This is a genomic window from Micromonospora narathiwatensis, assembly GCF_900089605.1.
GTDB classification, from domain to species: Bacteria; Actinomycetota; Actinomycetes; order Mycobacteriales; family Micromonosporaceae; genus Micromonospora; species Micromonospora narathiwatensis.
Window position 1 is genome coordinate 5034099 of the sequence record NZ_LT594324.1, and the last position, 14915, is coordinate 5049013.

Here is a 14915-nt window from a genome sequence, read left to right on the forward strand (position 1 = left end):
ACGATCGGGGTCGCGCGGGGACTGCGTCATGCCGTCCGGCTCCACTGGGTCATGCGTCCGACTCTAACGCCAGATCCGGTCGGGGGGTGAGTTCCAGGGCGTCGGAGGCCAACGGCTCGGCGTTGAGCAGGTCGGTCAGCCAGCCGTGCCCGGGCAGCCGGCCGTGCGGCTCGATGTCGATCCACGGCCGCAGCACGAACGCCCGCAGGTGGGCACGGGGGTGCGGGAGGGTCAGCTCGGGGTCGTCGCTGAGCACCGGCTGCCCGGCCTCGTCCCAGACCGCGATGACGTCGACGTCGAGGGTGCGCGGCCCGTACCGGCGCTCCGGGTCGCGGATCCGCCCGGCCGCCGCCTCGGCGGCCCGGGCCCGGACCAGCCAGTCGCGCGCGCCCGCCGCCGGGTCCGCGACCAGCACCGCCGCGTTCAGATACGCGGGTTGCCCGGCGTCGCCCCACGGTGGAGTCTCGTAGACACCGGAGACCACCAGCACCGCGTCGTCGAACGCGGCCACCGCCGCGCGCAGGTGGGCGAGCCGGTCGCCGAGGTTGCCGCCGATCGACAGCACGGCCCGGGTCACCGGGTACGCCGCATCGTCACGGCCACGTCGCGGAAGGCGTGCGGGATCGGGGCCTCGGGCTTGTGCACGGTGACCGTGGCGGCGGCCACCAGCGGTGCGGCCAGGCAGACCGCGAGCAACCGGTCGGCGAGCGTCTCGATCAGGTTGACCGGTTCACCGGTGATCACCGCGACCAGCTTCTCGGCCAGTTCGCCGTAGTGCACGGTGTCGGTCACCTCGTCCGAGCGCGCGGCCGGGGCCAGGTCGAGTTCGAGCACCGCGTCCACCACGAACTCCTGCCCCTGGGCGCGTTCGAAGTCGTACACGCCGTGCCGGCCGTGCGCGCGCAGGCCGGTCAGCTCGATCCGGTCGGTCACCGGTGCCTCCTTCGTTCGCGACTGCGGGGCTCGCAAAACCGGCTCACTCCTCGCGCTCACCGATCCCCCTTCGTTCGCGACTGCGGGGCTCGCAAAACCGGCTCACTCCTCGCGCTCACCGATCCCCCTTCGTTCGCGACTGCGGGGCTCGCAAAACCGGCTCACTCCTCGCGCTCACAGTGCCCCCTTCGTTCGCGACTGCGGGGCTCGCAAAACCGGCTCACTCCTCGCGCTCACCGGTCCCCCTCGTCCGTGGTGTTCGACAGCAGGCGCGGGCTGCCGGTGGCCCGCCAGACGGCCAGCGCGTCGGCCGTGCCCCGCACGTCGTGCACGCGTACCCCCCAGGCGCCGGCCGCCACCGCGAGCACGCTGGTGGCGATGGTGGCCGCCTCGCGTTCCGAGGTCGGTCGGGGGGTGCCGTCGGCGTCGGCGAGCAGCCGGCCCAGGTACGACTTGCGGCTCGACGCGAACAGCAGCGGGAAGCCGAGGTCCACCAGCTCGGACAGGCGGGCGCTGAGTTCCCAGTTGTGCGCGGCGGTCTTCGCGAAGCCGAGCCCGGGATCGATGATGATCTTCTCGGCGGCGACCCCGGCGGCCAGCGCCTGGTCGACCCGCTGGCTCAGCTCGGCCCGGACGTCGGCCACCACGTCGCCGTAGTTGGCCAGTTCGCGCATCTCGCGGGAGTGTCCCCGCCAGTGCATGAGCACCCAGGGGCAGCCGGCGTCACGGACCACCCGGGCCATGTCCGGGTCGGCGAGGCCGCCGGAGACGTCGTTGACCACGTCGGCGCCGCCGGCGAGCGCCGCCTCGGCCACCCGGGCCCGGCTGGTGTCGATGCTGATCGGGATGCCGGCGGCGTGCAGCGCGCGGATCACCGGCAGCACCCGGGCGACCTCGGTCTCCGCGTCGACCCGGTCGGCGCCGGGCCGGGTGGACTCGCCGCCCACGTCGACCAGGTCCGCGCCCTCCGCGCGCAGTCGCACTCCGTGTCCGACTGCGGCGTCGAGATCGGCGTACCGGCCGCCGTCGGAGAAGGAGTCGGGCGTGACGTTGAGGACGCCCATCAGCACCGGGACCTGCGCCCGCACCAGATCGGTCACGACCCGACAGTACCGGTCACCAGCAGGGCTTCCGGTGGCCCGGGGGAGCACCGTCGGCGACGGCCCTGACATGCGAATTGGAACAGGTGTACGATCGGTCACCCGGGTCGCTTCCGGTCGACTCTTCGCGGGTTGTCGCAAAGGTGCCCGGCCCGTACGCTTTGGAATTGCCCAGCATCGAGATGGCGAAGCCTGGAGGGAGGGCCGAAGCGGGAAAAATCCCCCCAAAGCTCACCACTCTCCGTGGTGGGTGACGAACACAGCGTCAGGAACGCTTTGTTCAGTACGCACCATCCCGCCAGGCTTGCCTACTTGCACGACGCGGCGCCGCCGGCCGCGACATGGGGAGGTTTCCAGTGATCGCCATCGAGCTCATGGGGACGGCGTACGCCGCCGTCGACCACGCGCTCCACGCCCTGGCGTCGACTCCACTCGCCGAGCCGGCCCCCAAGGGCATCGCCACCGAAAATATCGTCACCTTCTTCGCCAGCAAGATCGCGCCGATCCTGCTCGCGGTGCTCGGCGTCATCTTCATCGGGCGGGCCAGCCGGGGCGAGATCTCCAAGGTGCTGACCAGCTCGGCGATCGCCATCGTCGGCCTGGCCTTCATCGCGGGCGCCGCCACACTCTTCTTCGTCGGCGACTACCTGATCAACCTGATCTTCCAATAGGCGCGGGCGACCATGCGGCTGCGCACCGACGACGACATCTACCGGGCTCGTCTCGTCTATCTCGGGCCGCCCGGGTACACCCTCCCCGTCCACCTGCCGTACGCCCAGTACGGCCTGTTCATGCTGCTCGTACCCCTCTACATGTTCATCCACTGGTTGTTCACGTTGCAGGTCGAGCTCTTCCCCGCCTGGGAGATCTCCCTCGCCATCGTGACCACCTCGTTCATCTTCCGGCACGTCGATCCGGACCGGCCGGCGCGCATGGTCATCCGGACCGCGCTGACGGACTGGCGACGTACCCGGGAGCCGGCGGCCGAGCTGCGCGACCCGCGCCTGGTGGCGAGCCGGATCAGGATCCGGGAGGAACTGGCATGACCGGGCGTACGCCGATGGCGCAGCCGAACGACGCGGGTGAGGCGGTCGCATGAGTCGCTCTTCCACGCCGGGTTCCCCGGCCGGGCGTTCGGTCGGCCCGCACGGTAACCGAGCGCGATCGTTCGACTACCCTCAGGCCGAGGAGCCGGACGAGGTCGCGCTGGATCCGGCGCTGGTGACCAGCCCCGGGCACGGCCGGGTCGGCGTCTTCCAGCCGCCGCGACCGGCGGGGCCCCGCGCCTCCGGCCACGAGCAGCGGGTGCCGGCGGTCGGCGACAACGGCGACATCGACTCGCCCTTCCTCGACCTCTTCGGCGGCGCACAACCCGGCGTACGGCGTCCGGCCGCCCGTCCCCCGAGTCCGCCCGCGGCGGCCCCGGCCGAGCCGACACCCGTGGTGGCGCCGCCCCGCCGGGGGATCGGGCGGGAGGTGCCGCCGATCCCGCACCAGCCCGCCGCCCCGGCCGAGCCGGCCACGCCGCCCCCGACCATTGGCGGCGACACACCGGACGAGCCACCCGCCGCCCGACGGCGGGAGAGCGCCCCGGGCGTACGCCCGGTCGGCCGGACCCGCGACCTCACCGAGACCGGCCACGCCACCGAGCCGCCGGACCGGCCCGCCGAGCGGACGGCCGCCCCCGATCCGGCAACCGCGACCCGTACCCGGGTGCCGCACCAGCCCGGCGAGCGGCTGCCCGCGCTCCGGCCGACCACCGAGCCGGAACTGGCCGACCCCGAGCCCACGGTCGACCGGCCCGGCCGGCGAGGCGACCGACGCGCGGCGGAGGCGGCCCGGCCGAACGGCCGCGAGGTCGCCGCCCCCGCCAGCCGGGAGGTGACCCCACCTCGACAGCGCTCCGCGGAGCGCGGCGGCAAGCCCGTCAAGCCGGTCCGGGTACGCGCCCCGAAGATCAAATTCGGCGACCGCGACCCGTCGGTGGAACTGGCGATCACCGAGATCGCCGGCCATCTCACCTTCACCCCGAACACGGTCACCGCCTGGTACTGGCTGCCCGAGGTGCGGTGGGCGTTCCGCCCCGACGCCGAACGGGAGGCGCTGCTCTCGGCGATCTCCGAGCAGTACGCCGGCCTGGCCGGCTTCCGGCTGCACCTGCGCCGCACCACCCGCCCCTTCCCGGCCGACGAGTGGGCGCGCACCATCGACGGGCACACCGCGTCGCCGCTGCCCGACGTAGCCGGCACACCCGGCTGGGCCGACCACCTGGTCGCCGCGCAGCGACACCTGATGGCGGTCAACCACGCGGAGGGGCAGACCTACCTCGGCGTCACCTTCGCCCGCCGGTCGCTGGGCGACTCGCTCACCGAACGGCTGCTGCGCACCTTCGGCCGGGGCACCGCCGACGGCGAGCGCCGCAAGCTGGGCCGCACGGTCGAGCAGTTCGACGAGGTGCTCGGGGCGTTCGGCATGCGCGGACGCCGGGTGAGCGCACAGGAGTTGGAATGGCTGCTCTACCGTTCCGTCGCGCTCTGCATGGCGCCGCCGGGCGCGCTCTCCCCGGTGACCAACGGGCGGTGGGAGCACGGTGACCTGCTCGCCCTCACCGAGCAGGTGGAGCGCTACCGGACCCCGTACGGCTCGACGGTGAAGCTGGTCAACCGGATGACCGGCGAGGAGCGGCACGTGGCCGTACTCGCCGTCGGTCGGATGGAGCCGCTGGAGATCCCCGAACGGCACGAGCCCTGGCTGCACTTCCACGAGCGGCTGCCATGGCCGATGGAACTGTCCACCCGGGTGGACATCCTCGGCTCCGGCGACTCCTTCCGGAACCTGGAGCACCGGCTCCGGATGATCCGTTCCCAGCAGCTCGACTACGCCGAACACGGCATCGACGCACCGCCGGAGCTGGAACGGCTCGCCAAGCGGGCGCTGGTGATCGGCGACGAGATGACCACCGGCCTGCCGGTCGACTCGGCCCGTGCGCACGGCTGGCACCGGATCGCGGTCGGCGGCCGGACCCGGGAGGAGTGCCTGGAGCGGGCCCGCCGGCTCATCCAGCTCTACTCCCGTGAGCTGCGGATCTCGCTCCAGCACCCGAAGAACCAGGACTGGCTGGCCCGCGAGTTCATCCCCGGCGAGCCGATCGCCAACACCGGCTACGTCCGGCGGATGCCGGTCAATCTGCTCGCCGCGGCGCTGCCGCAGGCCGCCTCCACGGTCGGCGACCGGCGCGGCGACCTGATCGGCCGTACCGCCGGCACCTGCCGCCGGCCGGTCTTCCTCGACCTGCACTTCCCGATGGAGGTCCGGGAGCGTTCCGGCCTCGCGGTCTTCGTCGCCGAACCGGGTGGCGGCAAGTCCACCCTGCTCGGCGCGCTCGGCTACCTGGCCGCCCGGCGCGGCGTCCAGGTGACCCTGCTCGACCCGTCCGGCCCGCTGGCCCGGCTCTGCGCGATGCCGGAGCTGGCGCCGTACTCCCGCGTGCTCAACCTGACCGGCTCCGAGCAGGGCACCCTCGCCCCGTACGCGCTGATCCCGACGCCGCTGCGGAGCGAGTTCAGCGACGGGCCGGCGGGCGACCGGGAGTTCGAGATCGCCATCTCCAACGCCCGCGCCGAGCGACGCATGCTGGTGCAGGACATCTGCATGATGCTGGTGCCGCCGCAGGTGGCCCGGGAGGCGTCCACCGCGACCCTGTTCCGGCACGCCGTACGCCAGGTGCCGGCCGAAGAGACGTCCACCCTGGACGACGTGGTCGCCTGCCTTCAAGGGCTGGACGACGAGGCCGGCCGGGAATTGGCGAACCTGCTGCTGGACACGGCCGAGATGCCGCTGGCCATGCTCTTCTTCGGCCGGCCGCCGGAGAACCTGCTCGGCGCCGACGCCGCGCTCACCGTGATCACCATGGCCGGGCTCCGGCTGCCCGACCTCAAGATCGAACGCGAGTACTGGTCGGCCGAGGAGGCACTCGCCCTGCCGATGCTGCACACCGCGCACCGGCTCGCCGTCCGGCGCTGCTACGGCGGCTCGATGTCCTCCCGCAAGCTGGTCGGCCTGGACGAGGCGCACTTCATGGAGGGCTGGCGTTCCGGGCGGTCGTTCCTGGTCCGCCTCGCCCGCGACTCGCGCAAGTGGAACCTCGCCGCCCTGGTCGCCTCGCAGAACCCGAAGGACATCCTCGGCCTCGACGTGCAGAACCTCGTCTCCACCGTGTTCGTCGGCCGGATCGCCGAGGACGCCGAGATCGCCTCGGAGGCGCTGCGTCTGCTCCGGGTGCCGGTCGACGACGGTTACGAAGCCACCCTGGCGTCGCTGTCCCAGGCCGACTCCGGATCGGCCACCCGGCTCGGCTTCCGCGAGTTCGTGATGCGCGACGTCGACGGGCGCGTGCAGAAGGTCCGGGTCGACGTGTCGTACGTCGACGGACTGCTGGAACACCTGGACACCACCCCCGCCGCGGTCGCCCAGTCGGCCGGGGCGCTACCGACCGTCCTGGCTGATCTGGAGGCGTGACATGGCGAGGGCCCGGGCACGGATCGCGGCGCTCCTCCTCGCGCTCGGCGTACTCGCCGGGGCCACCATCTCCTGGCCGCTGGTCGGGGCCACACCCGCGTACGCCGCAGAACCCACCCCGGCACCGGCTGAGCTGTGCACCACCAAGCAGTGGCAGGCCGACTTCCGCGCCTGCGTCGCCAAGCTGCACTCAGTCGCTGACGATCAGGTCACCTGTCGCAACGCACCCGTGCCCAGCGCGCCGGACTCAGGCCTCGCCGGCTGGTTCGCCTCCCGGCCCGACTCCGCGAAGCTTCCCGGCCCGAAGGGCCTCTACAGCGACTACGGTTACGCCGGGTACAGCTACACGACGTACGACGTCGACGGCGGCTGCGCGTCATCGGTCCTTCACCCGGACTACCGCTTCACCAACATGGTCGCGAACGGCGAGTTCATGTTCGCGAACGCGGTGATCGGCGCGTCGAACGCACTGCGGGAGCGGGCCTGGGACCCACGGTCGATGTGGCGCTGGGCGGATCCGCTGGTGGAGCAGGCCACCAAGGCCGTCTACCAGAAGGTGTTCAGCGTCTTCGGCATCATTACGCTCTGCGTGGTCGGCCTCTACCTGATCTGGCGGTCACGCCAGTCGGACATGAGCAACGCCATGACCACGGCCGGCTGGGCGGTGCTGGTGATGGTGGCGGTGACCGCCCTGGCCGCCTGGCCGGTGAAGTCGGCGAACATCGCCGACAACACCCTGATCACCACACTCGGCGTCGTACACGACGCCGTCGGCCCGGCAACTCGGGACACGCCTGCCGGCCAATGCGACGACCCGAACCCGGAGGCGTGTAAGGACCACCGTCTCCCAGCCGTCCGGGCCAGTGACACCGCCACCGAGACGATGCTGTATCGGAACTGGCTGCGGGGGGTGCTCGGCTCGGCCGACAGCGAGACCGCCAACAAGTACGGCCAGGCGCTCTACGACGCCAAGTCGCTTTCCTGGGAAGAGTCGGAGAAGCTCCGGCAGAACCCGGCGACACGCGAGGCCACGATCAAGGCCAAGCAGCAGCAGTGGGCCCGGGTCGCCGAGCAGATCAAGACGGAGGACCCGGAGGCGTACGAATACCTCAGGGGTGTCCGGGACATGGACCGGATCGGCGCCGGCTTCATCGCGGTGCTGGCCTCGCTGCTCTTCGCAATGTTCGACCTGACCGCCTCGCTGCTGGTGCTGCTCGGCTTCCTGATCTTCCGCTGGGCGGTGATCGCCGCGCCGATCCTCGGCACGGTCGGTCTGATGCGCCCGGCGAGCGCCGGGCTTCGCCGGCTCGCGAACGCAGTGGTGGCGGCCGTCTTCAACATCGCCATCTTCGGCACCGGCGCGGCCATCTACCTGTTCGCCGTAGACCTCATCATGAACACCCCGACCCTGCCCGGCTGGCTGCAGGTGGTCCTGGTCTGGCTCTGCGGTGTGGTGGGCTGGCTGCTGCTCCGCCCGTACCGACGGATCACCCAGCTCGGTGGCAAGGACAGCAGCGAGGCGATCAGCTCGGCCGGCTCCTGGCACCGCCGGTTCTTCCGGGACATGCGAATCGCGGCCCGGCTGGACGTGGCCGAGCCGGGCGGCACCGCCGAGCCTGCGGTCAGCCGGCGGCGCGGCGTGACGACCGACCAGAGCAGCCTGCGGCCCGAGGCCCGGCACGAGGATCCGTCGCACAGTGCCACGGCCAGCGAGCGTGAGCGGCCGGACGGGCGGGAATCTGCCGACGAGGCCCCCGCGCCCGAGCGGAAGGGCGGGCGGACAGCGCCTCGTCCGCGCCGGCAGCCGGCGAGTTGGACGGAGCCGGACGTGCCTGAGGAGGCTCCCTCCTTCGCCATCTACCGGCCGGACTCGGCCGACCGCACGCCGGCCAAACCGACTCCCCGAGTGCGCTCCGAGGCGCGGTGATGTCGATGCGTCGGGCGCTGGAATTCCTGTTCACCCGGGTACTGCGATCCCGGCTCGGCATCGCGCTCGTGATCGCCGCCCTGGTCTTCGGCGTCATCGGGGCGGCCCGGCTGGTGTCGGGGCCGGTCGATCCGACCGCCGGCCTGAGCAACCGGCCACGCGAGCCGATCAGCACGGTCGACCCGGAGGCCGGTGATGACGGGGTGCTGGCCAACTCGGCCGCGCCGACCCCGAAGACGCGCCCAGGCGAGCTGCCCCCCGAGCAGGCCGCCGCTCGCTTCACCACCGCCTGGCTGACCGGCCCGGGCAGCAGCGCGGACAAGTGGCAGGCCCACCTGCAGCCGCTCGCCACGCCCGCGCTGATCGAGAAGCTGACCGGCGCGGACCCGGAGAGTGTGCCCGCTCGACGGGTCACCGGCGAGGTGGCCCTCCGGCCCCGGACGGAGACCTTCGTGGAGGCGCTGATCCCGCTCGACAACGGCCAGCTCCGGCTCGAACTGGTGGCACCGGACGGCCACTGGCTGGTGGACGCGGTCGACTGGGAGCGGCAGTGAGCGCGGCGGGCCGGGTCCCGGGCCGGCGGAAGTTGCGGCTCGGCTTCCTGTCCGCTGTCGTGACCGCGGTGCTCACCCTGCTCTGCTGCGCCGGCGGCGCCGGCGCGTTCTTCCTCACCGAGCTGGGCGGCGACGAGAAGGACCGGCTGACCGCCAGCCTGGCCTGCGACCCCGCCTACCAGGTCAACATCACCGGGGACATGCCACGTTTCAGTGAGTACGGCGACGGCCAGCTACGCAACGCGGCCATCATCATCAAGGTCGGCCAGGAGATGAACCTGCCCGCTCGTGGATGGGTGATCGCACTGGCGACCGCGATGCAGGAGTCCGCCCTGCGCAACCTCGCCAACAGCACGGTGCCGGCCTCGCTGGCGCTGCCGCACGAGGGCATCGGCTCCGACCACGACTCGCTCGGCCTGTTCCAGCAGCGACCCGGCTGGGGCAGTGTTCAGCAGCGGATGACGCCCTCGTACACCGCGCGGAAGTTCTACGAGAAGCTGCTCCAGGTGCCGAACTGGCAGCAGCGACCGCTGACCGTGGTGGCACAGCGGGTTCAGGTCAGTGCCTTTCCCGACGCTTACGCGAAGCACGAGGACCTGGCTGGCCGGATCGTGGACGCGCTCGCCGGCGGCGCCGCCCGCACCGTGGAGATCGCCGGCAAGGCGGTCTGCGACGCTGCCGCTGGCACCCGGATCGCCGCCTCCGGCTGGACCGCCCCGATCCCCGGTGGCGTCGGCTCCGGCTTCCGCACCGCGGAACGCCCCAGCCACAACGGCGTCGACATCGCCGCGAACAAGAGGACCCCGATCCACGCGGCATCCGCCGGTCGGGTGCTGGTGGCCCGCTGCGATCCCGACCACTCAGGACGGCGGGACTGCGACCGCGACGGCTGGCCGGGCAAGGGTGGTTGCGGCTGGTTCGTGGACATCCTGCATGCCGGCGGATACATCACTCGCTACTGCCACATGGTGGAGCGCCCCGGCGTGGTGCCCGGGCAGTCGGTGGCGGCCGGCCAGGTGATCGGCCACTCCGGGAGCAGCGGGAACTCCTCCGGCCCGCACCTGCACTTCGAGGTGCACGTGGACGCCGACCGGTCAAGCCGGGGCGCGATCAACCCGGTGCCGTTCATGTGGGATCGCGGCGCTCCATTGAACGGCAAAACGTAAGGTCGCCGACCCATGAGTAATCCACTGCCCGACCCCTTTGCGGGCCAGCCCGACTGGGCGCCGAAGCCACCCCGACCAGTCGAGATCGTTCCCGCCACCGGCCGGATCGAACTGCGCGGCCGGCGGGTGCTGGTCGGGCTGCCCGGCCTCGGTTGGCGGGCTGATCTGCGGGCCGACGAGCGGGTGGTACAGGGCAGCCGGACGTATGTGCCGGTCATCGCGGAACACGAGTGGTATCGCGCCGAGTCAGAGCAGGTGGAGGTGTTCGCGCCGCTGGTACCGGTGGAGCGGGTCTGGGTGGAGACGGTCGGCGAACGCCTGCCGTCCGGCCGCCAGCCCCATACGGGCCTCCGCCTGGTCTCCCTCGACGCGCCCGCTCATCGCCCGCCCACCCCGGTCTTCGAGGCGGACTCGGTGGTCGGCCGGCGCGTGGTGCACGTGTCGGGAACGGCCGAGCAGCGCGACCTCCGCGCGGTGACCGAGACCTACTCCGGCGCGGACGGGGACATCTGCGTCCGGGTGGCTCCGGAGATCGAGTGGTACCGGTGGGCGTGGCGTGGTCAGGCACCGACCACGTTAGAGGTCCCGGTCCACCTGCTCTGGCTCGAGTAACGTCAGTCGATTTTTTCTCCGGCGCAGACGCGCCAACCGCCCCTGTCGACCACCTGGAACTGCCAGTCCTCACGTCTGCTGCTCCGTGTCTGACCGTCGGCCGAGCTAGAAATGGTCAAGGTTGTGGTGACTGACTCACCATCGGCATTCTTCACGCTGGTGAGGGGTCCCCAGCTCACCCGGACAACAACGTTGAAGTTCGTCTCACGCCGCTCCAGTTCGCCTCGAAGACCATCGACGGCAGCGAGATCAGCACCGGCCCCGCAGGCATACTCGTTTGCCTTCGTGTCGTCGCGGGAGACCAGTAACGCACGTAGGTAGTTGTCCACCACCACGTCGGGGGCGCTGCGGTCGGGGGCGGTCGCACGGTCGTACAGCACATAGCCGACGACCGCACCGCCTGCACAGAGCAGCGCCAGCAGCCCTGCCACAACCGCGAGGACGGTACGCAGCCGCTGGCGCGGACGTTCCGGCGCCGGAGCCGGCGCGGGGGGCGCCAACTGCTCGGGCGGGGTCCGCTGCGCCGGTACGCGGGAGACCTGGGAACCGGCGGGGGGCTGCACTGATTCCACCTCCTGAGGCTATCCGCTGCGCCGCCCGTACCCAATGCCCCAGATCCCCGGATCGTGGCGAACCGCCGGGCGATCGGACGCGGCGCGGGCAGGGTCAGCCCCAGCCGGTACGAGCCTGGGTCCGGGCACGTGGCGGGCTGAGCGGCTCCCATGGTGAGCCTGCTCACCGCTGACGCAATGACCGGCGCAGCGCCGACCGACATCCCTGAGGACGGACCTCAACTGGGATACCGTCACACCTCGGGGAGGAGATGTCGGCCTCGGGAAGTGAGGTGGACGCGATGGCGGGTCCGAAGGCGCGAGCCGGCCGGGCCGCTGTGCTGCACCGCAGGGCCGGGGCCACGGCGACCGCCGCGGCCGGCATCCTCGACGAGATCCGGCCCGCCCCGGCCGACCACCATCGGCAGTACGAGCTGGCGGAGCGGCTCCGGACGGCGGCGGCGCTCGCCGCCCCGGGCTGGGCCGGCGCCCCGCTGGACACACTGACCCCGACCACCCCACCGGGGGACGGCCCGCCACCGGTGGTCCGGGTCGGCACTGGGGCCCCATTGGACGACGCCCGGTTCCCGGCACTGGTACCGCTGCTCGGCAGTGGGCATCTGAGCGTCGACACCGACGCCCGCGACCCACGGGTGGCCGGGCTGCTCCGGGCCCTCCTGCTCCGGCTGTTCGCCGCCACCCCGGCCGGCGCCCTGCTGGGTCGCGCGGTGGACGGTACCGGTGCCAGGGCCGACGCCGGGGCGGTGAAAGGGGACGGGGACATTTTCGCCGGGTTCGCGGCGCTGGCCGACGCGGGACTGCTGCCGCCGCCCGCCACCGACGTGGCGGGGCTCCGGGCGGTCCTGACCGAGGCCGAGCAGTGGGTGGCCGCCGGCACGGCCCGGCAACGCGGGCACGACCGGACGCTGCTGCTGGTGGTGGCCGCCCTGCCCGACGGTACCGCCCCCAGCGACCTCACCCGGCTCGGGGAACTGGCCGCCCAGGGCCACCATGCGGGTCTGCACCTGGTGGTGGCCGGCTGGCCCGCCGGCACACCGCTGCCTCAGGCCACTCCGCTGGCGATACGCACGGCCTACGCGCTGGTGGGCGACCCGCCGGGCACGGGGTTGAGCAGCCCCGGAGCCGAGCCGCCCGGTGGCCTGAACTCTCCGGTCCTCGTCGAGGAGGACCCGCCGCAGGAACTGGTCACCGACGTCTGCCGCCGGCTGGCCCAGCAGATCGAGGACGGCTCCCGGCTCGCCCTGACCGACCTGCTCCCGGCCGGTGACCTGTGGGCGTCGGGCTCCGTCGACGGGCTCACCACGACGGTTGGCGACGCCGCCGGCCGGCCGGTCAGCCTCGGTTTCACCGAGCTGACCCCGCACTGGCTGGTCAGCGGTCGCTCGCAGGCGGGGCGGTCGGCGTTCCTCACCAATGTGCTGTTCGGTCTGGCCGCCCGGTACGGTCCCGACGAGCTGACGCTGTATCTGGCGGACCTGGACGAGGGCGAGTCCTTCGTGGAGTTCCTGCAGACCGAGCGGGACCGGTCCTGGGTGCCGCAGGTGCGGGCCGCCGGGATGGCCGCCGACCGGGAGTACGTGGCGGACCTGCTCGGTGAGCTGGAGGCGGAGTTGCGCCGCCGGGAGGACGCCGGCCGGCGCGCCGGTGGGCAGCGCTACGCGGAGCTACGCCAGCACCAGCCGCTGCCCCGGATCGTCTGCGTGATCGATGGTTTCCCGCTGCTGCTGCGGGAACGGGACCGGTTGGCCACGGACCTCCTCGCCCGGCTGGAGGCGCTGGCCCGCGCCGCACGTGCGTACGGGATCCATCTGGTCCTGGCCGGCGAGGGTGACCTCGGCATCGGCGGCCCGCGCGACCCGCTGCTCGGCCAGTTCCCGGTCCGGGTGGCGCTGCCCGGCGGTGCGGCGGTGTTGGAGCCGACGAACGACGCGGCGGCCGGCCTGCCGGTGGGCAGCGCGGTGGTGAACACCGCCGGCGGGCTGGGCGGGCCCCGCGGCGCGACCCGGGGCCACGAGCGGATGATCCGCTTCCCGGACCCGCACGAGAACCAGGATCTCCTCGCCGAGCTGCGGCACCGACTCTGGTCGGCCCGCCCGGAGGACACCACCCCGCCGGTGGTCTTCGCCGGGTACGCGCGCCCGCTGCTCGCCAACGACCCGCGTTACCGGGCCGCCCTGGCCGGTCGGGCGCACGCCCCGGCCGCGTTGCTCGGCCGGGCGGTGGACGTACGCCGGTCGACCGCCGCCGTACCGCTCGGGCCGGCCGCCGGCCGGAACCTGGCGGTGCTGGGCCGGGACGATGAGGCCGAGCGGCTGCTGGTCACGGCCGTCCGGAGCGTGGCCGCGCACCACGGCTCGACGCGGTTCGTGCTGGCGCCGTTGGCGAACGGGTCGGATGAGCCGGCCGCGGCGCTCGCCGCCGAGCTGGCCGAGCGGCATGAGGTGGCGACCGTCGACGTGGCCGGGCTACGGGTCGCGCTGGAGGCCGGTGAGCCGGGCTACCTGGTGGTGTTCGGGCTGGACGTGCCGGACGCGACCGAGTTGCCGGCCGACCGGCTGCGGGCGCTGCTGTTGGAGGGGCCGCCGGCCGGGCGGCACCTGCTCGGCTGGTGGCGCTCGGTGGCGCCGCTGGCGGGGCTGCTCGGCCCGGAGGGCGAGGTCGACAAGCTGACCGCCGTGGTGGTGACGGACGTGCCGGGCGGCCGGCTGGAGCAGCTTTTCGACCGGCCCGTGCTGTGGCGGCCCCGACCGGGACGGGCGGTGCTCTGGGACGGCCCCGGTGAGCACGGGACGGTCCTGGTGCCGTTCGGGGAGGAGCCGGCATGAGCGAGGCGACGGTTCCCGCGCCCCGGCCCGGCGGCCCGACGGCCGACGTCGACCCGGTCGCGGTCGCCTGGGCGGACTACGTCGCCGCCGCCCGGCAGCTCGACGGGGTACGCCGGGCCGCGGCGACCGCCGCCGGCGAGCAGGCCCGGTCGGTGGCGGCGGCCCGGGAGGAGCTGACCGCGATACGGGAGCGCCTGGCCGACCAGCAGTCGCGGCTGCGCGAGCGGGGCGTACCGGCGATCTCGCTGATGCCGACGCCACCGGAGGTCACCGAGGCGGCCCGGTCGATGACGGCCGGTCCGGCGGCGGTGCTGGCCTGCCTGCGTAACGCCCGTGGCTGGGCGGAGGCCGCCGAGGACACGCTCGCCGCGCGCGGTCTGCCCCGGCTGGCGCGTTGGCCGTCGCGCCCCCGCAACCTGCTGGTGTACGGGCCGTTGGCGCTGGTGGTCCCGCTGGTCCAGGTGGTGCTCTTCCTCGCCACCGGCACCGGTCCCGCGACGATCGCGGCGCTGGTGGTGGGGCTGCCGATGCCGGCGGTCGCGTTCATGCTGGGCTGGCTCGCGGTGGGGCGGCTGTTCCGGCCCCGCCCGCAGGACCGGGTGGACCGGACACCCCGGTTCGGCGCGCTGGTGTGCCTGGTCCCGGCGGTGCTGACCACCGCCGGGATCGTCCTGGCGATGCTGGCCGGCTGACCGCCCGCCCGACGCG

Annotated in this window: 13 protein-coding genes; 9 read left to right on the forward strand and 4 right to left on the reverse strand. The window is 73.0% G+C overall.

Annotation, left to right across the window (positions count from 1 at the left end):
• Positions 1–49 precede the first annotated feature (49 nt).
• From folK to folP, 3 genes are all read right to left on the reverse strand, one after another.
• Positions 50–577 carry a 2-amino-4-hydroxy-6-hydroxymethyldihydropteridine diphosphokinase gene (gene folK, locus GA0070621_RS22000; protein WP_091199066.1) on the reverse strand — a complete coding sequence of 176 codons (528 nt, stop codon included), beginning with the start codon at positions 575–577 and terminating at the stop codon, positions 50–52.
• Complete coding sequence (gene folB / locus GA0070621_RS22005) at positions 574–933, reverse strand: dihydroneopterin aldolase (RefSeq protein ID WP_091199068.1); 360 nt, start codon at positions 931–933, stop codon at positions 574–576. Before folB ends, folK begins: the two co-directional genes overlap by 4 nt.
• Positions 934–1166: 233 nt before the next feature.
• A complete protein-coding gene (gene folP / locus GA0070621_RS22010; RefSeq protein ID WP_091199070.1) occupies positions 1167–2033 on the reverse strand; it encodes a dihydropteroate synthase in 867 nt (288 codons plus the stop codon).
• A 356-nt stretch (positions 2034–2389) separates the two neighbouring features.
• Between folP and GA0070621_RS22015 the strand changes: the two genes are divergently transcribed.
• The 7 genes from GA0070621_RS22015 to GA0070621_RS22045 are packed head-to-tail and all read left to right on the forward strand — an operon-like array spanning position 2390 to position 10810.
• The gene (locus GA0070621_RS22015) at positions 2390–2704 is read left to right on the forward strand and encodes a hypothetical protein (RefSeq protein ID WP_091199071.1); all 315 of its coding nucleotides are present in this window, start codon (positions 2390–2392) and stop codon (positions 2702–2704) included.
• A gap of 12 nt (positions 2705–2716) precedes the next feature.
• The gene (locus tag GA0070621_RS22020) at positions 2717–3079 is read left to right on the forward strand and encodes a hypothetical protein (RefSeq protein ID WP_073837722.1); all 363 of its coding nucleotides are present in this window, start codon (positions 2717–2719) and stop codon (positions 3077–3079) included.
• 49 nt (positions 3080–3128) lie between these two features.
• Positions 3129–6551, forward strand: a complete 3423-nt coding sequence (locus tag GA0070621_RS22025) for an ATP-binding protein (RefSeq protein WP_091199072.1) — start codon at positions 3129–3131, stop codon at positions 6549–6551.
• A 1-nt stretch (position 6552) separates the two neighbouring features.
• Positions 6553–8478, forward strand: coding sequence for a hypothetical protein (locus GA0070621_RS22030; RefSeq protein WP_091199074.1), 1926 nt, complete (start codon positions 6553–6555; stop codon positions 8476–8478).
• Positions 8475–9032: a hypothetical protein gene (locus GA0070621_RS22035; protein ID WP_091199076.1), complete on the forward strand. Its 558-nt coding sequence runs from the start codon at positions 8475–8477 to the stop codon at positions 9030–9032. The genes GA0070621_RS22030 and GA0070621_RS22035 overlap by 4 nt, the downstream gene beginning before the upstream one ends.
• Positions 9029–10198 (forward strand): M23 family metallopeptidase, encoded by a 1170-nt coding sequence (locus GA0070621_RS22040; RefSeq protein ID WP_167667148.1) that lies wholly within the window; start codon positions 9029–9031, stop codon positions 10196–10198. The genes GA0070621_RS22035 and GA0070621_RS22040 overlap by 4 nt, the downstream gene beginning before the upstream one ends.
• A 12-nt stretch (positions 10199–10210) precedes the next feature.
• Positions 10211–10810 carry a hypothetical protein gene (locus tag GA0070621_RS22045; protein WP_091199083.1) on the forward strand — a complete coding sequence of 200 codons (600 nt, stop codon included), beginning with the start codon at positions 10211–10213 and terminating at the stop codon, positions 10808–10810.
• Between the two features lie 2 nt (positions 10811–10812).
• On the opposite strand, the gene GA0070621_RS22050 is transcribed toward GA0070621_RS22045, so the two are convergent.
• Positions 10813–11373, reverse strand: a complete 561-nt coding sequence (locus GA0070621_RS22050) for an Rv0361 family membrane protein (protein WP_091199084.1) — start codon at positions 11371–11373, stop codon at positions 10813–10815.
• Positions 11374–11654: 281 nt separating this feature from the next.
• Here GA0070621_RS22050 and GA0070621_RS22055 point away from each other — a divergent pair, with 281 nt between their 5' ends.
• Positions 11655–14207, forward strand: coding sequence for an FtsK/SpoIIIE domain-containing protein (locus GA0070621_RS22055; protein WP_197674098.1), 2553 nt, complete (start codon positions 11655–11657; stop codon positions 14205–14207).
• Entirely contained in the window at positions 14204–14899 is a 696-nt protein-coding gene (locus GA0070621_RS22060; protein ID WP_091199088.1) for a hypothetical protein, read from the forward strand. Before GA0070621_RS22055 ends, GA0070621_RS22060 begins: the two co-directional genes overlap by 4 nt.
• The last annotated feature ends 16 nt before the right edge of the window (positions 14900–14915 follow it).